Origin of the sequence: Sneathiella sp. HT1-7 (assembly GCF_020731145.1) — a bacterium.
Lineage (GTDB): Bacteria > Pseudomonadota > Alphaproteobacteria > Sneathiellales > Sneathiellaceae > Sneathiella.
This window is the reverse complement of record NZ_JAJFZN010000004.1, coordinates 506787-527053: the sequence shown is the minus strand read 5'-3', so window position 1 is coordinate 527053 and position 20267 is coordinate 506787. Positions and strand designations below refer to the sequence as shown.

Genomic DNA, 20267 nt, shown 5'->3' with positions numbered 1-20267 from the left:
CCTCTTTAAAACATTGATTTTGGAAGGAAAAGAGATATCTGCGGGAAGATAATTATTAAATAGAGAACGACTAAGTCTGCTAAAATAAATATCGCAGCTCCTTTGAATATTTGATTCAATTCGACCTGATCTCCAACAACCGATTTTATGACAAATACATTTATTCCGACAGGGGGTGTTACTAATCCGACTTCGATTAGTTTTACAATCACAATTCCGAACCAGATCAGATCATATCCAAGTGTCTCGATAATCGGAACCGCGAGGGGAAGCGTCAGCAAAAGGATACCGATCGCATCAAGAAATGTTCCCAACACCAAGTACAACGCACAAATCATGAGTAGCACGAGTGCCGGAGGAAAATTCTGATCATTCGTCCATGTGACCAGATCGCTCGCGATATTGGTAATGCCGACAAACGAGACCATCAGCTTTGCACCAATAGCAAGCACAAAAATAACAGCGCATTGATAGGCGGTTTCTCTCAGCGCTTCATAGAACCCTTCCAGACTCAGCCGTTTTAGTATGAAACCAATAATAATCGCTATTGCCGCGGCAACGGCGGCTGACTCAGTCGCCGTTAGAAAACCGCTGTAAATTCCACCGATCACAACAACCGCAATCAGCGTAATGGGCCAAACATTGATAACGGCCTTTAATTGCTCGCTTTTTGTGCTGGTAATATGGTTCTCAGGCGCGGCGGTTGGTCTTGCTTTGACCCAAATGAAAATAGTCACAACATAGGCTAATACACTGAGTAAGCCCGGAAGAATTCCCGCCAGAAAAAGCATCCCGATCGATTGTTCTGTGAATACGCCATAAAGGACAAGGACGAGGGAAGGGGGAATAAGTGAGCCCAGCGTGCCACCCGCGGCAACGGAAGCGGTTGCAAGGGACTTGCTGTATCCGAATTTAAGCATCTCCGGAACAGCGATCCGACCCATGGCCGAAGCACAGGCCATACTTGATCCGGAAATGGAAGAGAAGCCGGCGCAGCCTATGACAGACGCGATGGCCAGACCGCCTGGAAGACGGGGAAGTAAAATACGTATTGCATAGAAGAGGTCCGTTGTGAAACGGGCGCGATGCGCAACGTGCCCTAGTACAATGAACAAGGGCACCATCGTAAATGTATAGGTTTTAATGAATGAAAACGGATCGGTCCCAAGGAAAGCCTGCACAGGGCGCATGGCGCGTGCGGGATTGAACGCTCGGCCATCCGGCCAGGCAAAAATGAGGAACATGCCCACGATGGCAACTGTGCATAATGCAAATGCAATTGGCACACGCAGAAAAAGCAGGATCAATAGCCCTACCAAAACAGCAATTGCAAGGGTAGTCGGGTCCATTTGTTATTATACCTTTCTTGGGACGGGTCTTCTCGGTTACGAGAGAGGTTCGGCGTGCGACGGTGTGGAGGGGGCTGCCTTCAATCCGAGGTCTTCAGCGAGGTTCAGCAATAGCCTTATGCAGAACAGGGCCAAGGCGATGACGAAAACCAGTTTTGCAGGCCACACAGGCAGCGCGAGCTCTCCTTCGTAATACTGGCCGCTATTTAGATCCTTAAGGACTCCAATCCAGACGCACCACAAAATGGCGGAAAAAATCAGTAGAGCGAGGAAATGCGCAAATGCGCTCAGAGGTCGGAAGAACTCTTTTGGCAGCCAGGACGTGAAAACCTCAACCTCAATATGGCCACGCCGCGCAGTCGCATAGGCGAAAGGAAGGGCGACAATAATTGGCATAAGGTTTTCCGCCAGAACAACATCGTCCGGAATAGGCAGATTGAAAAAGGTTCTGCCGATAACGGAAATACAGATAAGTGCAAGCAACGTGACAATAGTCAGCATTGAAAATTTTAGAAAGGCGCGTTCAATGCTGCTAACGATGCGTTCGACAGGGCTATTCCCTGCCGAACGATCGTCAAGTTTAAACCGGACCATTAGTCCTTGCCTTTCGTGGCATCCCAAGGATAGCCATTTTTATCAAAATCAGCCTGGTACTTGTCAATCAGGGCTCTATACTCTTTCGCCACTTCTTGAGCCGGAAGGCCTTTTTCTCCAACGGATTTGATCCATTCATCAGCAAGTTCAGCGCCATATTCCTTAATCTGATCAAGCATTCCCTCTGGCGGTGCAGCATAGATCACCCGAAATTCATCGCTATCACCGGACAGTTTGGTTTTTGCAGCGCCGACACGCGCCAGATGATCCGAGACGACGCGGGCATTCAAGTCATCTGCAACCCCGCGGATCAGGCTTTTTCTCTCGTCACTCAGTTCATCCCACAAATCCTTGTTCATGATGATGCCGTAGGCCATGACCAGCCCGAAATCCAGCTCGACAACATGCTTAGCTACTTCGTATTGGCGAAATCCCTCAATAGCCAGGTGATAAATCTGGTTACAGTCAACCAAGCCTGTGGACAAAGCTTGATAGACCTCTGTCTGTGGCATGGCGATTGTTGTTGCGCCCATACGCTTTAATACATCGGTGTAAGGCCCACCTGTCCGAATTTTAAGATCTTTCAGCTGATTCAGGGAGGTAAGGGGTTCTTTGCAGATCAGTTGAACTGCGCCAGCGTTAAAGTTTCCAATGTATGTCAGGTTATTTCCGGCAAACTGTTTTTTAACGGGCTCACTTGTAGTGGCAAGTTCATAGATAGCCTGCTGGGCAACCCAAAGGTTTGAAGGGCCAACCAATTGGTTGCCGACTTCATACAAGTCCAGCACGCCGGGTGTATAAGATGATACGATCGTGCCCATATCGGCCAGTCCGGCGCCGACAACCCGGGGGACATCCGCCGGCGCACCGAGTGATCCTCCCCAATGAATATCCAAGAGCAGATCGCCCTTTGAGCGCGTTTCGATTTGATTTTTAAACCAGTTGATATTGTCACCCATGCCGCCTCGGTTGGCGCCGAAATGGGCGTAACGAATTGTTAGAGGTTCGGCGACAGCACTGATGGGTTGAGAGACCAGAGCAGTTGTGGCCGCGACGATGCCGGCAAATAGGCAAATAGCCCGCTTTGATGCCTGCTGCAGAATTTTCATTTTCATTTCATTTACTCCCTTGGTTTATTTTTTCTGCTGATTTTGTGCAATTGATAGCATTGTGTTTTGAAATGTGTCAATCGGAATAATAAGCCTATAGTTGGGAATTAGTTCACTATTTAATTGACATCAATAGATGCTAATTGCATAAAAATGCAAACGAAAGCATAATAAGAATATATGGGAGAATATAGAATGACTGCGTCAGCGCGCTACGCCCTTTGCACAATCGAGACGGGCTCCAAAGCAACTCCAGCAATAGCGATGGGCCAAAAATACTGGATATTGAAGGATGTGGCACCACAGATGGATATCGGGGCGGCGGGCTTGGCATCGTTGTTCGATGATTGGCAGAAAAACGAGAATATTCTGTCTTCTCTGGCGGTGGAGCTGTCAAAAGGGACACATGGGTCTGGTAATGATATCAGTAGTGCATCGTTTCTAACGCCTTTGCAATTCCCCTCCAAGATTATCTGTGCTGGCACCAATTATATTGATCATATTGAGGCTGTTGGATATTCAAGTTTCAGCAAGGACGAAAATATCCCGGCGATGTTTATGAAGCCCCCGACGACGGCGCTTGTCGGGCCTGGGAAAACAGTAAGATGCCCAACAGGGTCATCACAGTTTGACTGGGAAATTGAACTAGGGGTTATAATCGGAAAGAAAATTCCAGCGGGAACGCAGCTCAATAAAAACCTCGATGTGGTGGCTGGTTATATGACGACGTTAGATATGTCGGCACGCGATTTTCAGCGCAACCCCAAGCATTTTGCTAAGTCGGACTTGTTTTTGGGCAAGGCTTTCGATTCCAGTTGTCCGGCGGGCCCGTATTTTGTTCCGGCAAAATTTATTGATGATCCCCAAAACCTCACAATGAAGCTATGGCGGAATGGGGAGATAGAGCAGGATTCAAATACTTCCAAGATGATATGGTCGGTTTTTGAATTGTTGGAGAGGATTGCCTTGAACATCACGCTTGAACCGGGTGATCTTATTCTAACCGGGACACCTGCGGGGACAGGTATTGAAAGTGGCGTCTATGCCAATGTGGGAGATTTGATCGAAGCAGAAATTGAAAATCTCGGGCGTCTTAAGGTCGAAATATACCAATCATAATGGGAAGTTTTCCGAGGGAGGAATTAATGTCCAATAATATAAACGGCTGGGGCCCGGAAGGCCATCGCGCCGCGCTGAGTATCACTTTTGATAATCTTGGAGCCGTTGCCGAAGAAGAAATAGGGCTTCCTATTATGAAGGGAAAAAATGGGGAGCACGCCTCAATAGAAGTCCTGCCAGATTTATTAGGGGTATTGGATGGGTCGAAGATTACCTATTTTATTGAAGGTTGGAATTGTCAGGCTCATCCAGATCAGATATTGGCTGTTCGCGATGCGGGGCACGAAATAGCGGCGCATGGCTGGCGGCACGAGAATTGGGCAAATACAGCTGTTGCTAAACGGAAAAGTGCGTTGAAGAAGGCGGTCGATGCCTTTGCTGAGATCGACGTTGCTGTAACAGGATTTCGTCCACCTGGAGGCGCGATAGATCTGCAGGAATTGCGGGCTGAATGTCTTGAGTTGGGCCTCAACTATGCGTCTCCATTGGGGGATGTTGGGGATGATAGTATCGACGGTGATTTTGTATCTCTTCCGTTTGCATGGAAGCATGTTGATGCCTATATGCTAAATCCGGATTTAGGAGCCCTGCGTCAAAAGTTTGGTGATCCAGAAAAACCCGTTTCGTTAGATCAATGGGGAGATGTGATTGATGAAATGGTGGAAAAGGTAAAATCAGAAAGAAGTCATGCGACCATAATATTTCATCCATTTATGTTGGGAAAAGAAAAAAAGGCCTTCGACATATTTGAGCGTTTGGTGAAATCGGTGAGGAAGGATGATGACATCTGGGCACCAACATGTTCTGAATTGGTGACTTGGCTGGAAAATAGAAAAGAGGCGTGACACTCCTTATTGGACATTGCGTCGATCAAGTTCGACTAGTTGCGACCGCTGGCATGGTGCCGGCGGTTTCGCGTGAGTGTTACTACTTCTGATAGCCGGAATTCATAATATATTGAGGTAGAGAGACATGAGCAGTTCCAAAAGCTTGCCTTTGTCGGGTGGGGTTGCTGTCAACGACAGGTTTATGCCTTTCTCTGATTTGGAGGCAAATGCCAGGCGAGTCGCAGACGGCCTCCTGAAGCTTGGGGTTGGTTCGGGAGATTCAGTTGCTCTGCTTTTGAGAAATGACATACCGTTTCTTGAGGTCAGTTATGGCGCCATGATGATTGGCGCCTACGTTGTTCCGATCAACTGGCATTTTAAGGCGGATGAAGTGCTTTATGTCATTTTGGACTGTGGAGCCAAAGTGGTGATCGGCCATGGGGATTTACTGTCGGCGTTGGACGAAGACTTTCCGGCTGGTGTGACTGTGATCGAAATTGTTACCCCCTCCGATATTGTGGCCAGAGGTGCATCTCGTGCCTCTCGACGGGCGAGAGATTCTTCCATTTTGGAATATTATGCGTGGATTGAGGGCCAGGAGCTTTATGCAGGTCCGACAAACCCACCGCCGCAGAGCATGATCTATACGTCGGGTACGACGGGCCGACCCAAAGGTGTGCGCCGGGAAATGCCGACGCAGGAGCAATTGGATGTGGTCGCGCAGATGCGGACAGATGTCTATGGCCTCCTTCCGGGCGTTCGCTCTGTGCTAGCGGGCCCGCTCTATCACGCTGCACCTAACTCATTTGGCACCCGCTCCGGACAAATAGCCGATCTGTTCGTTCTGATGCCGTATTTCGATCCAATAAATTTTATGCAGATTGTCGATGAACAAAAAATCGATACAACATTCATGGTGCCGACCATGTTTATCCGTCTCTTGCGGGTACCTGAAGAGGTGAGGGCGCGCTATGATCTTTCATCGCTGAAATTTGTTGTTCACGCAGGTTCACCCTGTCCTGCTGAGATCAAAAAGGCAATGATTGATTGGCTTGGTCCAGTTGTTTATGAGTATTATGGCAGCACGGAGTCGGGCGCGGTAACCTTTATTAACAGTGCGGACGCCCTGCAAAAGCCAGGCTCTGTTGGCCGGGCATATCGTAACTCAATCGTCAAAATACTAGATGGCGATGGTAATGATCTGCCCGTCGGAGAAATTGGGCAGATTTATGTGCGGCTCCCGAATTATCCGGATTTTGAATATCATGGAGCACCGGAGAAGCGAAAAGAAGTTGCGTGTGGAGAGTTGATCACCTGCGGAGATATGGGGTATCTGGACAAAGATGGATATTTATTCATCTGTGACCGTAAGAGCGACATGGTGATTTCAGGTGGTGTTAATATATATCCAGCCGAGATTGAAGCCGTATTGATTCAGCTTCCCGGTATCAAGGATTGCGCAGTTTTTGGTATTCCCGATCCGGAATTTGGCGAGACTCTAATCGCCTTTGTAGAATTGTTGGAGGAGGGGGCGATGGATATCAATACTCTCCGATCTGGCCTTGCTAAGCGGCTTGCCGATTATAAAATTCCAAAGCATTTTGAAATCCGTAAGAATTTACCGCGTGAGGATAGCGGAAAGATTTTCAAAAAACGTCTTCGGGAGCCTTACTGGATTGATGCGGGCCGGCGGATATAAACAGTAAGGGCACAGTCAGAAGAAAATAATGAAGCGATATGGAAACCTGCATGAAATAGTGACGGACAGATTACGTTCATATCGTACCGCAATGACAATAAATGGAAATGAGGCATTGCTAGAAACTGGTTGTAAAGGTCAGATTCATGGCATGGCTTCAATATATTGAATTAGTTTCGTACGGAACGATGGCTTCGCATCTGCGGCGAGTGTTAAGAAGACACCGGTCAAAGCCTGCCGCCGTAGTGTCTTCAGGTCGATATATCCATTTACCCAATCTTGACGGGCGAGGCGGTAGCAGGAATAAATCTGTTGCGATAATTTTTCCGGAGCAACCTTTCCGTAAAGAAGGCCGGCATCCTTCGCCTTTCTGCAAGCACTGTCCGTGAGTTGGAGTGATCGTTTATAGAGGCCTGACGCAGAACTCTGCTCAAACAAACCGATACGATCGCCAGCAATATAGGCAGCTTTATAATATTGTTCGTTCGACGAAAAAAGTTCAAGACGGGCATCAATCTGTGCCTCAAACACTTTTTCTATATCCTCTTCCCTAATTTGATTGTGAACGATCTCTAGCCTCTTCAGGGGCTCTTCAATGATAAGCGTGAGAATGTCTTTCTTCCCCCCAATCAAATTGTAGATCGTAGGTACCGTTATGCCCGCCCTTTCGGCAAGGTCGCGGAGCCTAAGGGCATCAAATCCCTCGTTGGCGATCACATTTCTTGCATGGGAAAGAATAAGGGCGCGGCGTTTCGCCATATTCACCGAACGGGTCGATTCTGCTGTCGATACAATGTTTTCTGACATCCATGATTTCTACGAAATAATCTCTCTTGACGCAATATTTGTATTACATTAAAATTTTAACAATGTTAAAATAATAAAAATAGGGAGAGACGCATGGTAGATCGCGATTACACTAAATCCATTGAAGCCTGTGCCGCACATTACGGGGAAGAGGCTGAGTCAGTTAAAGCCTATATGCATCAGGGTCATGAGCGCGCATACGCCCTTGGAAATCGGGGGCCGATCCGGTTCAATTCGGACGGGTCGCTGGCGCAGGAAATATTGGATGCATATTCCAAATATGGTTTTTATGTATTTGAGGAAGTTCTCCAGAATCGTGAACTCAAGGATATTGAAGAGGATATCGCAGAAATGAGGACGCGGTTTCCTGTGCATCGCGGGGCGAAGGTTGATTCGAAGGGGCGTGCGGCGTTGGATGCGGACTGCGAAGGTTCTGGTTTGCTCTGGAGTAAGCCGTTGAGCGATCCTTTCGGAGGAACGAATGTCGCGAGAGGCCGCCATCAGGTAAAACTGAAAGATCTCAATGTAGCGCCTGACGCCCCTGAAGAGGCACCTTTCATTTTGGTGGGATCATTGCAATTCTCCGAAGCGCATTTGAGACTATATGCGCATCCGGAACTGTTAAAAGTAGCGGAAGCCGTCAACGGAGAAGATTTTGCGCCGTTTAACGAAGTTATGTTCATCAAGGATCCCGGGTTAGGGGCAGCCGTATCCTGGCATCAGGACGGCGATACCCATTGGGATAGTCCTGAGTTTGATGAGAATATACATGGTTTTAATTTCATGGCTCAGCTATACGGAAGTACGCCGGTTAATGGTGTTTGGGTGGTCCCTGGAACGCATAAAATGGGGAAACTCGACATTACGGAAATGGTGCGGGAATCCGGGGGGGAGCGTCTGAAAGATGCGGTACCTATCGTCTGTGATCCTGGCGATGTTGTGATGTGCAATCGCCAGTTGGTACATGGATCTTTTCCAAATAGCGGATTTGAGCCTCGCCTGACACTCAATTTTGGGTTCCACAAACGATCATCCGTATTGGATGTACAGGGTGCCGGTATTCATAGCCCAGCTTGTGTATATGACGCAGAATATATAAAGGAACGAACCCGTGTTCTTGGCTATGCAATTGACGCCCGACGCCACTGGTATCCGGATGAAACGCCTTATGATTACAAACCGTTTAAGGAAACGGGAGAAAGCTTTTTCTGGGACTGCAAAGCCCAAGCCAGCCTCAAAGATTATAATCAACGTGATTTAAGTATCTGAGTTACATTAAATTTTGAAAACAATAGAAGAGGAGACACCAATGAATGGTGCAGAAAGCCTTGTCGCGACATTAGTTGAATCTGGTATTGATACTTGTTTTTCCAATCCCGGAACGTCGGAAATGCATTTTGTTGCGGCAACGGATAAAGTGCCGGGTATGCGCCCAATCCTGTGTCTGTTCGAAGGGGTGGTAACGGGGGCTGCCGATGGGTATGGCCGTATGAAAGGCAAGCCGGCGGCGACGCTTCTCCATCTGGGGCCCGGGCTTGCAAACGGGCTTGCAAATTTGCACAACGCCCGACGTGCCTCTACCCCGATTGTAAACATCGTTGGGGATCACGCGACTTATCATGGTCAATATGATGCGCCATTAACGTCCGATGTCGTCGGGTTTGCAAGGCCGGTTTCCGGATGGATCCATTCCAGCACAAGTGCTGCGACAGTCGCAACTGACGGAGCCCGCGCTGTCGCCGCTTCGATGGAGGGACAGGGTCAGATTGCGACGCTCATCCTCCCGGCAGATACTGCCTGGAACAACGCTCAGGGTCCCGCGCAAGCTCTACCGGTGCCGAAATTACCACCAGCAGATCCGCGCGCAATTGAAAAGGCCGCAGCAGCATTGAAATCAGCAAAGAACGCCGTATTGCTTGTCGGATCGGACGCCTTATATGGCGAAGGTCTGGCCAATGCCGGCCGTGTAGCGGCGGCAACTGGCGCACGGCTACTCTGCCCAACGACCAATGCCCGCCGAGAGAGAGGGGCTGGCAGGGTGCTTGTTCAGCCGCTTCCGTATTTTTCTGAAATGATTGAGAAGAAACTGGAAGGAATTGATACTCTTGTTGTCGCGGGGACAAAACCACCTGTGTCCTTTTTTGCTTATCCCGGCAAGGCAAGCTGGCTGACACCTGAGGGGTGCGAGATTATCTACGCATCGCACAGCCATGAAAATTCTGCCGCGGCACTGGCAGATCTGGCGGACGCAGTCGGGGGACCGAAGTCGCCGACAAAAATAGTTGAAAAGCAAACGGAAATGCCATCCGACAGTGATCGTCTTGACCAGTTTTCAGTTGGTAAAGCCATTGCGCATCTCTTGCCGGATGACGCCATCATCTGCGATGAGGCCAATACCTCTGGAACTGGACCATCGCGCGCCTGCACCTCAGCCGCACCACATGACTGGCTTTCACTTACCGGCGGGAGTATCGGGCAGGGGCTGCCACTAGCAACGGGAGCTGCGGTTGCCTGCCCAGACCGGAAGACTATTTGTCTTCATGGAGACGGCGGTGCCATGTACACGCCGCAATCTCTTTGGACGCAGGCACGTGAAAATTTGGATGTGACGACAATTATTTTCGCCAATAAATCCTACGCCATCTTGAATGTTGAATTCGGTCGTGTTGGCGTGGGAAAGCCAGGTCCAAAGGCTTTGGCACAGCTGGATTTACGAAACCCGGAACTAAACTGGGTTCAGCTTGCGCAAAGTATGGGAGTGAGCGCGTCCAGGTCCACCACAGTGAAAGAATTCCGCGAGCAATTCGCACATTCCATGAATGAGAAAGGCCCGCATCTGATAGAAGTCGTTTTATGATAGAAATCGGAACGGCCAGATGAAATTTATTTGTTGAAAAGGGCTGAATTCGTAATGATGAGATCAGCGGTAGCCGGATTGCAGGCCAAGGGAATGTCGTAGAGTGTTGACATTCGAACCAGAGCCTTCACATCCACGTCATGTGGCTGCGCGGTCATGGGATCCTGAAAGAAAATTAGTATACTTAATTTGCCCTCACAAATAAGGGCACCCAATTGTTGATCGCCGCCCCGTGGGCCGGATTTCAACTGTTGGATAAGTATGTCTGAATGGGCTTCGGTCAGGACTTTCCAGGTGGTGCCGGTGGCGTAAAAGTTATGCTTCTCAAGTATAGGCTTATTCCGTGTCACCCAGTCCAGCAAAGTCGCCTTCATCGCATCATGGGCGACGAGGCCTATATTCAGCCGTGCCGTTTCCATAATTACCGCGACACCAGACTGAGTGTGCGGACTGACTTGTCAATGACCCAGTCGCGGATGGTTTTGTCAAATTTCAGAAAATGAGAGGATGTGAGATGTTCCTGAAAGGATGGAGGGTCCGTGTAAAGTTCATACAGGGTGAATAGTGTTTGGTCCTCTGGGTCGCAACAGACATCAAATTGATGACAGTCGGCTTCCTTGCTTAAAGAATTCTCGGCTTGCTTGAGAAGGGCACTCCGGAAGGAGGAAATGAATTCTTCTTTCACTTTAAAATCAACAAGAACGACAAACATTTTTACTGCTCCGGGTCTGGAAGAAAAGACTTGCCGGTTCCATAGCCTTTTCTGAATTTACTTATTGCCTCATCCATTTGCGTTTCGGTCAGAAGAGTAGGTCCGCCGACGGCTAATGTCCGCCAAAAAACATCGCACAGGGTTTCCACTTCCTGCGCCATGGAAAGAGCCTGCTTTAGTGTGCCTCCTAGCGCAATTTGTCCGTGATTTGCCAGCAGGCAGGCCTTCCGGTCCTGGAGCGCCCGTAGCGCGACGTCAGATAGCTCCTGTGTGGCAAAGGTCCCGTAAGGGGCACATCTGATTGTATTTCCGCCTGCGATGCCAATCATATAGTGAAAAGCGGGCAGATCATGATTGAGGCAGGCGATCGTCATCACGGCCTTGCCATGGGTATGAACAACCGCGTTGACGTCTTGCCGGGCATTGAGGATATCTTCATGAAACCGCCATTCGCTAGATGGCTTGCGTCGTCCGTTGGGGCTTTCATAGTCGCCACCGAAACTTTTGAAAACGATATCTTCCGGGGTTAAGTCATCATATGCCATACCGGATGGCGTAATCAGATATCCATTCCCTTCACGGATAGACGCATTCCCCGAAGTGCCCTGATTTATGCCAAGCGCATTCATTTGCCGCACCGTTTTAATTATCTCAAGCCGTGCTTCAAGATCGTTCATGATGGCTTTGTACTCATGGCATGAATTTGCGCGGCTGCTTTAGGAAAAAAATCTTGGGCGCCAAAGTTCCCTGATTTTAGAGCAAGTGCCAAAGGTTGGCCTGAGTGGCTTAGCGTCCAAGGGACGCCGGGATCAATTTGGGGACCTATTTCCAGGGCCTGTATTGCAAGGGAATGGATTACCGCACCGGAGGTCTCCCCTCCGGCGACAATAAATCGAGTAAAGCCGCTTTCTTGAAGGGCGGGCGCCAGTTGACCCAAGGTTTCTTCAATGAGGGAACCGACGGCTACGCGATCTTTCTTGTTTTGAAGTGCTTTAACTTCCGTTGGCGGCGCAGAGGTGTAGATCAGGATCGGCCCGTCTTCCACCATATTTTTGCTAACCCAGTCCAATGTTTGCGCGAGAACAGGCTTGTCGTCCAGAATGTCCTGAGGATTGATTTTTAAAGCAGGCATCCGGGATTTGGCATAGTCTATTTGCTCTAATGTCGCTTCTGAGCAACTCCCTGATAGGATAACAGTTCGTCCTTTTGGTACATCAAACGGGTTATCCGGATGGGAAGTTCTTAGGAGTTCTTTTGCTCGGAAATTGTCCGGCAATCCCATGGCCACTGCGGATCCCCCCGTGATCAGTTTCAGATCCTTGCAGGCTGAGTCAATGGATTTCAAATGGTCATCGTTTAAGCCGTCCATTACGAAAATCGTTTTTTGGCCCGGATCGTGATTGTCGAAAATATTTCGGATTTTGTCAGTCCCGAGTTCGATGCTTTCAACGTAAATGTTTGAAATTTGGCTGGCGCTCTGTTTGGACAATACGCGATTAAGGTTGGAATCTGTCATCGGCGTAAGCGGATGGTTTCTGAGCGAAGACTCCGACAATAAAGTGCCGTTGACAAATAAGTGGCCCTTATACACAGTCCTGCCATTCTCAGGAAAGGAGGGGCACGCGATGGTATAGGGGCATTTCAGATAATCCATCAACGCGTCGGTAACCGGACCGATATTTCCGTCGTCTGTTGAATCAAATGTTGAACAGTATTTGAAGAAAATCTGTTTAGCGCCGGCTTTCAGCAGCCACTCACATGCGGCAAGTGATTGTTCAACTGCTTCGGTAGCAGGGATGGTTCTTGATTTGAGGGCGACAACTACCGCATCTGCTTCCGGTATTGATGTCATTTCGTCCGGCACGTCTATGATCTGAACCGTCTTCATCCCTTCACGCATCAGGATCATGGCAAGGTCAGTTGCGCCCGTCAGATCATCCGCAATACATCCAAGTACGATACTCATTTATTTGCTCCCGGCCTTTCAAGATTGAATGTGACGAATGATTTCCTGTGTTACCGCCTTCGTTCCCATATCACCGCCAAACTCAGCAGGCCTTATGGAATTTTTGGAAAACCCCGATTGTATTGCATCTGAAATAACATCTGCCGCATCGGATAAGGCTTGGCTTCCCGCTTTGTCGGCAAGGTAATCCAGCATTAATGATCCGCTGAGAATGGCCGCCAACGGGTTGGCTTTATCCTGGCCCATAATATCGGGAGCAGTTCCGTGTGCGGGCTGGAAAAGACCATGATTGTCGCCGATTTCTCCGCAGGCCGCCATTCCCATGCCACCGACAAGCCCGCCCGCGAGATCAGACAGTATATCCCCAAACATATTTTCCATTACGAGAACATCAAAATCCCATGGTTTTCGGATGAGGTCCAGTGCTTGCGCGTCGACATAGTTGTATCCCTTTTCGATATCAGGGAATGCGCGACTTCTTTCGTCAAATATTTTACGAAAGAAGGCCATGGATTTAAAAACATTGGCTTTATCTACACAGGTAACAATGCCCTTGGTGCCCTTTTCTTTACGTTTTCGGGCCAGGTTAAACGCAAAATCATGTAATTTTTCCGTTGTTTTACGAGTAATTCTGAGCGTGTCCTGCACTTCAGCGTCATTTTCAACGGGGCATCTGTTATGAACGGCCGCCGAATAAAATAGTCCTTCAGTCGACTCCCTGAGGATGATCATATCTATTGCCGCGGCTCTTTCATCCGCTAATCGTTGCGGGGCATTTGGATAAGCCTTTATTGGGCGAATGCCTGCATATAGCTGAAAAATATCCCGCAGGCGCAAGTGCGGGGCGATTTCCGTTCCGTCTTCATACCGGACAGAGGGGAGGCCAATGGCACCCAGAAATATCGCGTCTGCTACACCGGCCATTTTTTCCCCATCCGGTTCGATATCAAGGCCGGTTTCGCGGTAATATCCTGCACCCGCCAGTATTTCTTGATAGTTAAGGGAAAAACCGCCAACCCGGCTCTGTGCGGCTTCTATGACGGCTAAAGTTGCGTCTGCAACATCAATCCCGATCCCATCTCCTTTGATGGTTGCAATTTGAAAAGACGGAGTGGCCATAATTGATAATCCCGCAGTGATTCACTTAGTTGACGAGTTCGCACGTTATAATATCTAGCTGACTGAAATATACTTGCCGCTGCTTTTACGCTGGATCATTAAATAGGCTAAGTATTTCGATAATCTCTTTTCCAGTAACATGCTGGAATGACCCTGCATTGAACTCCCTGACTAACATTCTGATTTTCACGACTTATTTGAAGCAAACAGTAGAGGTCATAGTGACCTGATGCCACCTATTTAATACGGCATTATTGAATATGTCAATGTATACATAAAAATATTCATTGACATATATATTATCGAATATAATGTACCAATGAAGTTGAAACAAGGCGGAGTTACAGATCCGCCCGTTTTGATAAACGACGGTAAAAAATCGCCGTAATTTGGGAGGTATATTATGCTAGAAAAGGTCATTAAATTCACATCAGGGGCGTTTATTGCAGCAACGGTTATATCCGGCGCCATGGTTTTCTCCACCGACGCTTTTGCTGAAAAAAACCTGCGTTTCAGCCATACAGATAATCCTGGCGGATCTCGTCAGGCTGCGGCTGAGGTGTTTGCGAAGAAAGTGGAAGAATACACTGAAGGCCGGTATAAAATCCGGATTTACCCGGCCGGTCAGTTAGCAAATGATCCAAAGGCCATTGAACAGCTCCAGCTTGGCGGTGTCGATTTCACTGTGTCAGCCACGGGAAGTTACGCAACGCATCTACCAAGTTTGAACCTCACAGCCATGCCGTTTCTTGTCGACACATACGAGCAGGGGTGGGAATTTTACGATAATTCGGACTGGCTGAGGAATGAATTCTCCAAGCTGCCTGCCAAGGGCTTTCGCGTTTTGTCTACATGGGAGGCAGGCTTTAGAAGTTTTACCACAAGAATGGAGCTGAATTCGCCCGCGGATGCAGAAGGACGCAAAATGCGGGTTTATCCAAATGATATGATCCGCTGGACCATGGAAGCAATTGGTTTTCAAACCGTCGTAATGCCGATTACCGATGTTTATCTCTCTATTCAGCAAGGTGTTGTGGACGGCCAGGAAAACCCGGTTGATACGATTAAGTCTTTGCGGTTTTATGAAGTGGCCCCGTATATCACTTTGACACGTCACGTTTATAGCCCACTACCTCTGACCGTTTCTGAAAAAACGTGGCAGTCGTTCTCGGATGCTGACAAGGCCGCCGTGAAAAAAGCCGCCGATGAGGCCGCCAACTTTAGCCGCAATCTGGTCCGGGATTCCGTCAATAGCCAGCTTGACGAAATGAAGGCCGCCGGTGCAAAAATCAGCTCGCCTGAAATTGGACCCTTCAGAGAAGCCGTCGCCTCTGTGTATGATAAAGCAAAAGGTATCTATGGCGAAGAAGTTGCAAAAGTATTGGCGGACGCAGCAGATATTCGCAAGAAGCTCCCCGCTAAATAATAACCAATGAAATCAAACAGGTCCGCGTCAAATTGCGGGCCTGTCTCTTTTCATCGTGAACAAAGAGGGAGTGTTAGTCGATGGACTACCGCAATCGCTATCCCGCTTTCATAAAAATGTTGAGCCGCTTGATCGACTTGTTTCTGGTCTGCGGTGGTGCGTGTGTTCTGATGTTGATCTTCGCAAATGCGGCCTTGCGGGGAGCGGCTGGTTTCGATCTAGCATGGTCACTAGAGGTTACGGCGTTTTTATTGCTTTGGCTGACGTTTTTGGGCTGTGCGGCGGCGGAAGCCAGAGGCGCCCATATGAGAGTAACCGAAGTCGTTTCCTACCTCGTGCCAGATAGGCTGAAGCCGGTTCTTGAGTTTATCATCAATGTTACGATTGCCGTCGTATTAATTTCGTTGATGTATCAAGGCTTCCAGATTGCCCTACACACATGGGCGCAGAAAACAACCGTCCTGTATTGGCCTGTCGGGCTCCTATACGCCTCACTTCCAGTCGGCATGGCCCTGACATTCATCTTTCATCTGGCGAATATGGTTTTTGACATTCGGGATAGTTTTACCTCGTCCCGCGATCCCTTCAGGAAATCCAATGACCCGGCATGGGAGGATTTCGAATGATTTTGCTGTTTATCTGTGCCGTATTTCTCTTCACTATTATGATCGGTGTCCCTCTCGTCTGGGCGATACTGATTACGGCTATTCTTCCCATATTCGTGTTTGATCTGGGGTATCCCCTGCAAGCCGTTTACCTGAACCTGATCGGAGGCGTAGAACCCAATCATTTTATTGCAATACCTCTGTTTATTGTTGCTGGCGAGCTGATGGGACGGGGTGGTGTGGGGCAGCGTATCATCAATTTCGCAAAAGCCGCGTTCGGATTTTTGCCGGGCGGGCTAGGCTGTGTGGTTGTTGGGGCCTCCATGTTGTTTGGCGGTATATCCGGCTCGGCAATCGCCGACTCTGCGGCAATCGGATCGGTCATGATCCCGAACATGGCAAAGCAGGGCTATTCGAAGGGATTTGCCGGTGGTTTGGTGGCCGCCGCTGGAACAATTGGCATTATTATTCCTCCTTCAATCCCTATGTTGATATATGGATTTGTTGGCAATGTATCCGTCGCTGATCTGTTTCTGGCGGGCGTCGTACCCGGCCTGATTTTTGGCCTCCTCTTTATGGCCGTCTGTTTTTACATCGGTAAAAAGACTAAATGCGACCCTGGCGGCGCGACATCGTCCCCCAAGGAGTTATGGGGCGCCTTCGTGGCATCCGCGCCCGCGCTCTTTATGCCAATTCTTATCCTTGGGGGTATTTTCGGCGGTATTGTCACGCCGACAGAGGCCGCTGCGGTTGCCGTCATGTACGGCTTCTTCGTCACCGTGGTCATTTATCGGGATTTCAAGCTGAGCCAGCTTCCCGCGCTGTTTATCGATTCCTTCGTGACCAGTGCGATTGTGATGGTGGTGATCGGCGCGACCAGCGTGTTGGGATGGCTGATAACCTTGGAACAGCTTCCCCAGATTCTTGTTGAGTTTGTCCAGAGTGTCTCATCGGATCAGATTACCTTCTTACTGCTGGTGAATTTGGTGATGCTCATCCTCGGACTCGTTCTGGACCCTGTCCCGGCGATCCTTTTGACGGCACCACTCTTTATTCCCACAGCAATGACATTCGGAGTTGATCCCGTTCATCTCGGGGTTATCATGACCTGTAATGTTGCCGTTGGTCTATTTACACCGCCAGTTGGCGCCACTTTGTATGTTGCGTCACGTATTGCAAATGTGGGGGTTCTGACAATCGCACGTGCGATGGCACCGCTTTATTTGGCCGCGCTGACAGCGCTGCTTCTGGTGACCTATTTTCCTGCAATTTCAATGACATTGGTTCATTTTTTCAGATAAGAAGTAACGCATGATTAGCTTAGACAAAATCGGACGTGTCGGCAGAGGGTTGAATCGCCCGGAATGCGTATTGACGACGTCAAACGGCCGGATTTATACGGCGGATTGGCGCGGCGGAGTGGCCGTCACGGAAAGAGATGGTTCAACTTGGTGCTTGCTTTCCAACGAACCTGAACTCGAACTTCGTCCCAACGGGATTTGCCTGATGCCAGACGGGGCCTTCCTGATTGCGCATCTTGGCGATAGGGACGGAGGGCTCTATCGCATTGCCGAGGACGGTCGGACGACGGCCCTTTGTACGGAGGTGGATGGGGTTCCCCTGCCTCCCAGCAACTACGTGCACCTGGACAAAAAAGGCAGAATATGGGCGACCATCAGTACACGCCATATCCCGCGGTCATTGGGGTATAATCAGTCGGTCAGGGATGGCTTTGTCATTTTGATAGAAAAGGGTCAGGCGCGCATTGTCGCGGATAACCTTGGCTATACGAATGAGTGCCTTGTCCATCCGGATGGAACCAGATTATTTGTGAATGAAACATTTTCCCGTCAATTGGTCAGTTTCGATATTTCCGAGAATGGCGATCTTTTCAATAAGACGGTTATCCAGGAATTCGGCCATGGCACCTATCCCGATGGCATGACATTCGATGAAAAGGGCGGGATTTGGATTACGTCTATCGTGAGTAATCGCGTTATCCGCATCGCCCCTGATGGCAAGGGTGAGATCATTCTGGAAGATTGTCGCCCCGAGCATCTCAACTGGGTGGAGGAGGCATTTATGTCCGGGCAGATGGGGCGGCCACATCTCGACAATGCGCAAAGCGAAAAACTTAAAAACATATCAAGTCTAGCCTTTGGCGGGGCGGATTTATCGACAGGGTACTTGGGATGCCTACTCGATGATTGTGTCTATACGTTTAAGTCGCCCGTCAAAGGAAATGCACCGGTTCACTGGAATTTTGAAGGACCGAAACGCCATGGATAAGATTAAAGTCGCGGCCGTTGGAACGGGCTACTTCAGTCGATTTCAATATGCTGCCTGGGATCGAATTCCTGAAGTGCAACTCGTTGGGGTCTGTAATCGCACATTGTCTACGGCAAAGGAGTTGGCGGATCAATATGGCATAAACAATGTCTACACAGACTTTCGCCAAATGTTGGAAGTTGAGAAACCGGATCTGGTTGATATCATAACGCCGCCGATCACCCATGTGGATTATGTGACGACGGCCGTGGAACTTGGCATTCCTGCCATATGCCAAAAGCCGTTTACGTCTTCTGCCTCCGAAGCCCGAAAGCTCGTCTCCTTCATTGAAGAGAAGGGGGGTAAGGTAATTGTGCATGAGAATTTCCGTTTTCAGCCTTGGTATCGAAAAATCAAGGAGATACTTGAGGAGGGATGGTTCGGACAACTTTATGAGATTTCTTTCGCATTGCGACCGGGCGATGGCCAGGGCCCGTCGGCCTATCTCGACCGGCAGCCGTATTTTCAGAAAATGGAACGCTTTTTGGTGCACGAAACAGCTGTTCATCTGGTTGATGTGTTTCGATATCTATTTGGCGAAATCGGGGCCGTTTACGCCGATCTACGCCGGGTGAATCCGGTCATTAAAGGGGAAGATGCGGGAATTCTCCTTTTCGATTTTATAAGCGGGGCCAAAGGCGTGTTTGATGGTAATCGTTTAAGTGATCATTGTGCAGATAACCGTCGGCTGACCATGGGAGAAATGCGAATAGAGGGAGAAAAAGGAACGCTTACCCTTGATGGAAATGGCGGGTTGAACTGGCGGGATCATGGCCAGAATTCGGTCAAAGAGATATCCTACGAATGGATTGACCGAGACTTCGGGGGTGATTGTGTGTATTCGTTGCAGCGGCATGTGGTCGATCATCTTCTATATGGAAAAGAACTGATGAACACCGCAAAAGAATACCTCGCAAATGTGGAAATTGCAGAAGCATCGTATGTTTCAAATGAAAAAGCTGTCAAAATTGTTCTGTGATTAGCAACTATCGGGTTACTATTGCCAGACTTAGTGGGACAAAAAATAGTTGGGAGTCGTAACGATTGTGGTCGTGAAAGAAATGAAAGTTACAAGCAAAACACCCAAGATTTCTATTGCTGAACAAGCCTATGCGGAACTTAAACGCCAGATTCTTGAAAATGAACTCCCGCCAGGACACCAACTGATGGAAGGTGAAATCGCAGAGTTGCTTGATATAAGCAGGACACCTGCGCGCGAAGCCATGATGAAGCTCGAAGCAGAAGGGTTGGTGGAGGTTCGTCCGCGTCATGGCATGAAAGTGAAACCGATTTCTGTGTCTGACATGCGGGAAATTTATGCTTTGCTGACGGGGCTGGAATCTACTGCCGCATGGCAAGCGGCGGCGTTGGACCATGATGATGCGGAAATCCAAAAGCTGTTGGACAGTGTCGAGAAAATGGGCAAGGCGTTGAAGGAACAGGACCTGCAAGGCTGGGCCAGCGCCGATGAATCCTTTCATCGCCAATTGGTCGCCATGAGCGGCAATAAACGATTGATAGAGCTTGTCGATCGATTTATCGATCAGTCCCACAGAGTCCGCATGCTCACCCTGAGTTTCAGGCCCCCACCTTTAAAGTCGAATGAAGATCACGCCAATGTCGTGGAAGCAATTTTGAAGAAGCAGCCGGATAAAGCGCGCAGGCTGCACCGAATTCATCGCGAAAACGCAGGAAAATTATTGGTGGAACTATTGGAAAAGCACGGTCTTACACAGTTGTAACAGCGTGA

Annotated in this window: 20 protein-coding genes; 11 read left to right on the top strand and 9 right to left on the bottom strand. The window is 49.0% G+C overall.

Going from position 1 to position 20267, the window contains the following annotated elements:
- Window positions 1–5: 5 nt before the first annotated feature.
- The 3 genes from LKE13_RS16120 to LKE13_RS16110 are packed head-to-tail and all read right to left on the bottom strand — an operon-like array spanning window position 6 to window position 3058.
- The gene (locus LKE13_RS16120; RefSeq protein ID WP_227952413.1) at window positions 6–1349 is read right to left on the bottom strand and encodes a TRAP transporter large permease; all 1344 of its coding nucleotides are present in this window, start codon (window positions 1347–1349) and stop codon (window positions 6–8) included.
- Window positions 1350–1385: 36 nt separating this feature from the next.
- On the bottom strand, window positions 1386–1943 hold the full coding sequence (locus LKE13_RS16115) for a TRAP transporter small permease (RefSeq protein WP_227952412.1): 558 nt from the start codon (window positions 1941–1943) through the stop codon (window positions 1386–1388).
- Entirely contained in the window at window positions 1943–3058 is a 1116-nt protein-coding gene (locus tag LKE13_RS16110) for a C4-dicarboxylate TRAP transporter substrate-binding protein (protein ID WP_227952411.1), read from the bottom strand. The genes LKE13_RS16115 and LKE13_RS16110 overlap by 1 nt, the downstream gene beginning before the upstream one ends.
- 189 nt (window positions 3059–3247) lie before the next feature.
- Between LKE13_RS16110 and LKE13_RS16105 the strand changes: the two genes are divergently transcribed.
- The 3 genes from LKE13_RS16105 to LKE13_RS16095 all read left to right on the top strand — a co-directional run bounded on the left by LKE13_RS16105 (window position 3248) and on the right by LKE13_RS16095 (window position 6697).
- The gene (locus LKE13_RS16105; RefSeq protein ID WP_227952410.1) at window positions 3248–4171 is read left to right on the top strand and encodes a fumarylacetoacetate hydrolase family protein; all 924 of its coding nucleotides are present in this window, start codon (window positions 3248–3250) and stop codon (window positions 4169–4171) included.
- A gap of 26 nt (window positions 4172–4197) precedes the next feature.
- Window positions 4198–5016 carry a polysaccharide deacetylase family protein gene (locus LKE13_RS16100; protein WP_227952409.1) on the top strand — a complete coding sequence of 273 codons (819 nt, stop codon included), beginning with the start codon at window positions 4198–4200 and terminating at the stop codon, window positions 5014–5016.
- Between the two features lie 127 nt (window positions 5017–5143).
- Window positions 5144–6697, top strand: coding sequence for an acyl-CoA synthetase (locus LKE13_RS16095; protein WP_227952408.1), 1554 nt, complete (start codon window positions 5144–5146; stop codon window positions 6695–6697).
- A gap of 144 nt (window positions 6698–6841) precedes the next feature.
- Here LKE13_RS16095 and LKE13_RS16090 read toward each other — a convergent pair whose 3' ends face one another.
- The gene (locus LKE13_RS16090) at window positions 6842–7456 is read right to left on the bottom strand and encodes a TetR/AcrR family transcriptional regulator (protein ID WP_227952407.1); all 615 of its coding nucleotides are present in this window, start codon (window positions 7454–7456) and stop codon (window positions 6842–6844) included.
- Window positions 7457–7597: 141 nt separating this feature from the next.
- On the opposite strand from LKE13_RS16090, the gene LKE13_RS16085 reads away from it, so the two are divergent.
- Window positions 7598–8773 carry a phytanoyl-CoA dioxygenase family protein gene (locus tag LKE13_RS16085; RefSeq protein WP_227952406.1) on the top strand — a complete coding sequence of 392 codons (1176 nt, stop codon included), beginning with the start codon at window positions 7598–7600 and terminating at the stop codon, window positions 8771–8773.
- A 40-nt stretch (window positions 8774–8813) separates the two neighbouring features.
- On the top strand, window positions 8814–10361 hold the full coding sequence (locus LKE13_RS16080) for an acetolactate synthase large subunit (RefSeq protein WP_227952405.1): 1548 nt from the start codon (window positions 8814–8816) through the stop codon (window positions 10359–10361).
- Between the two features lie 26 nt (window positions 10362–10387).
- Here the strand turns inward: LKE13_RS16080 and LKE13_RS16075 are convergent, their stop codons facing one another.
- Genes LKE13_RS16075 through LKE13_RS16055 form a run of 5 tightly spaced genes read right to left on the bottom strand, consistent with a single transcriptional unit; the run spans window position 10388 to window position 14158 of the window.
- Window positions 10388–10780 carry a methylglyoxal synthase gene (locus LKE13_RS16075; protein ID WP_227952404.1) on the bottom strand — a complete coding sequence of 131 codons (393 nt, stop codon included), beginning with the start codon at window positions 10778–10780 and terminating at the stop codon, window positions 10388–10390.
- A 2-nt stretch (window positions 10781–10782) separates the two neighbouring features.
- Complete coding sequence (locus LKE13_RS16070) at window positions 10783–11073, bottom strand: putative quinol monooxygenase (protein WP_227952403.1); 291 nt, start codon at window positions 11071–11073, stop codon at window positions 10783–10785.
- A 2-nt stretch (window positions 11074–11075) separates the two neighbouring features.
- The gene (locus LKE13_RS16065) at window positions 11076–11750 is read right to left on the bottom strand and encodes a class II aldolase/adducin family protein (protein ID WP_227952402.1); all 675 of its coding nucleotides are present in this window, start codon (window positions 11748–11750) and stop codon (window positions 11076–11078) included.
- A complete protein-coding gene (otnK, locus tag LKE13_RS16060; RefSeq protein ID WP_227952401.1) occupies window positions 11747–13039 on the bottom strand; it encodes a 3-oxo-tetronate kinase in 1293 nt (430 codons plus the stop codon). Before otnK ends, LKE13_RS16065 begins: the two co-directional genes overlap by 4 nt.
- Before the next feature lie 18 nt (window positions 13040–13057).
- Window positions 13058–14158, bottom strand: coding sequence for an isocitrate/isopropylmalate dehydrogenase family protein (locus LKE13_RS16055; RefSeq protein ID WP_227952400.1), 1101 nt, complete (start codon window positions 14156–14158; stop codon window positions 13058–13060).
- A gap of 403 nt (window positions 14159–14561) precedes the next feature.
- Between LKE13_RS16055 and LKE13_RS16050 the strand changes: the two genes are divergently transcribed.
- From LKE13_RS16050 to LKE13_RS16025, 6 genes are all read left to right on the top strand, one after another.
- Window positions 14562–15584, top strand: a complete 1023-nt coding sequence (locus tag LKE13_RS16050; RefSeq protein ID WP_227952399.1) for a TRAP transporter substrate-binding protein — start codon at window positions 14562–14564, stop codon at window positions 15582–15584.
- A gap of 80 nt (window positions 15585–15664) precedes the next feature.
- A complete protein-coding gene (locus LKE13_RS16045; RefSeq protein WP_227952398.1) occupies window positions 15665–16210 on the top strand; it encodes a TRAP transporter small permease in 546 nt (181 codons plus the stop codon).
- A complete protein-coding gene (locus LKE13_RS16040) occupies window positions 16207–17490 on the top strand; it encodes a TRAP transporter large permease (protein ID WP_227952397.1) in 1284 nt (427 codons plus the stop codon). The genes LKE13_RS16045 and LKE13_RS16040 overlap by 4 nt, the downstream gene beginning before the upstream one ends.
- A gap of 70 nt (window positions 17491–17560) precedes the next feature.
- Window positions 17561–18478: an SMP-30/gluconolactonase/LRE family protein gene (locus tag LKE13_RS16035; protein WP_227952396.1), complete on the top strand. Its 918-nt coding sequence runs from the start codon at window positions 17561–17563 to the stop codon at window positions 18476–18478.
- On the top strand, window positions 18471–19496 hold the full coding sequence (locus tag LKE13_RS16030; RefSeq protein ID WP_227952395.1) for a Gfo/Idh/MocA family protein: 1026 nt from the start codon (window positions 18471–18473) through the stop codon (window positions 19494–19496). The genes LKE13_RS16035 and LKE13_RS16030 overlap by 8 nt, the downstream gene beginning before the upstream one ends.
- Window positions 19497–19563: 67 nt before the next feature.
- Window positions 19564–20259 (top strand): GntR family transcriptional regulator, encoded by a 696-nt coding sequence (locus LKE13_RS16025; protein ID WP_227952394.1) that lies wholly within the window; start codon window positions 19564–19566, stop codon window positions 20257–20259.
- Window positions 20260–20267 lie beyond the last annotated feature (8 nt).

What these genes read in the sequence shown, in the direction of transcription:
- LKE13_RS16050 (WP_227952399.1), top strand. Translation starts at nt 14,562, where the DNA reads ATGCTAGAAAAGGTCATTAAATTCACATCAGGGGCGTTTATTGCAGCA.
- LKE13_RS16085 (WP_227952406.1), top strand. Translation starts at nt 7,598, where the DNA reads ATGGTAGATCGCGATTACACTAAATCCATTGAAGCCTGTGCCGCACAT.
- LKE13_RS16095 (WP_227952408.1), top strand. Translation starts at nt 5,144, where the DNA reads ATGAGCAGTTCCAAAAGCTTGCCTTTGTCGGGTGGGGTTGCTGTCAAC.
- LKE13_RS16100 (WP_227952409.1), top strand. Translation starts at nt 4,198, where the DNA reads ATGTCCAATAATATAAACGGCTGGGGCCCGGAAGGCCATCGCGCCGCG.
- otnK (WP_227952401.1), bottom strand. Translation starts at nt 13,039, where the DNA reads ATGAGTATCGTACTTGGATGTATTGCGGATGATCTGACGGGCGCAACT.
- LKE13_RS16030 (WP_227952395.1), top strand. Translation starts at nt 18,471, where the DNA reads ATGGATAAGATTAAAGTCGCGGCCGTTGGAACGGGCTACTTCAGTCGA.
- LKE13_RS16055 (WP_227952400.1), bottom strand. Translation starts at nt 14,158, where the DNA reads ATGGCCACTCCGTCTTTTCAAATTGCAACCATCAAAGGAGATGGGATC.
- LKE13_RS16120 (WP_227952413.1), bottom strand. Translation starts at nt 1,349, where the DNA reads ATGGACCCGACTACCCTTGCAATTGCTGTTTTGGTAGGGCTATTGATC.
- LKE13_RS16080 (WP_227952405.1), top strand. Translation starts at nt 8,814, where the DNA reads ATGAATGGTGCAGAAAGCCTTGTCGCGACATTAGTTGAATCTGGTATT.
- LKE13_RS16065 (WP_227952402.1), bottom strand. Translation starts at nt 11,750, where the DNA reads ATGAACGATCTTGAAGCACGGCTTGAGATAATTAAAACGGTGCGGCAA.
- LKE13_RS16075 (WP_227952404.1), bottom strand. Translation starts at nt 10,780, where the DNA reads ATGGAAACGGCACGGCTGAATATAGGCCTCGTCGCCCATGATGCGATG.
- LKE13_RS16040 (WP_227952397.1), top strand. Translation starts at nt 16,207, where the DNA reads ATGATTTTGCTGTTTATCTGTGCCGTATTTCTCTTCACTATTATGATC.
- LKE13_RS16115 (WP_227952412.1), bottom strand. Translation starts at nt 1,943, where the DNA reads ATGGTCCGGTTTAAACTTGACGATCGTTCGGCAGGGAATAGCCCTGTC.
- LKE13_RS16070 (WP_227952403.1), bottom strand. Translation starts at nt 11,073, where the DNA reads ATGTTTGTCGTTCTTGTTGATTTTAAAGTGAAAGAAGAATTCATTTCC.
- LKE13_RS16045 (WP_227952398.1), top strand. Translation starts at nt 15,665, where the DNA reads ATGGACTACCGCAATCGCTATCCCGCTTTCATAAAAATGTTGAGCCGC.
- LKE13_RS16090 (WP_227952407.1), bottom strand. Translation starts at nt 7,456, where the DNA reads ATGGCGAAACGCCGCGCCCTTATTCTTTCCCATGCAAGAAATGTGATC.
- LKE13_RS16105 (WP_227952410.1), top strand. Translation starts at nt 3,248, where the DNA reads ATGACTGCGTCAGCGCGCTACGCCCTTTGCACAATCGAGACGGGCTCC.
- LKE13_RS16110 (WP_227952411.1), bottom strand. Translation starts at nt 3,058, where the DNA reads ATGAAAATGAAAATTCTGCAGCAGGCATCAAAGCGGGCTATTTGCCTA.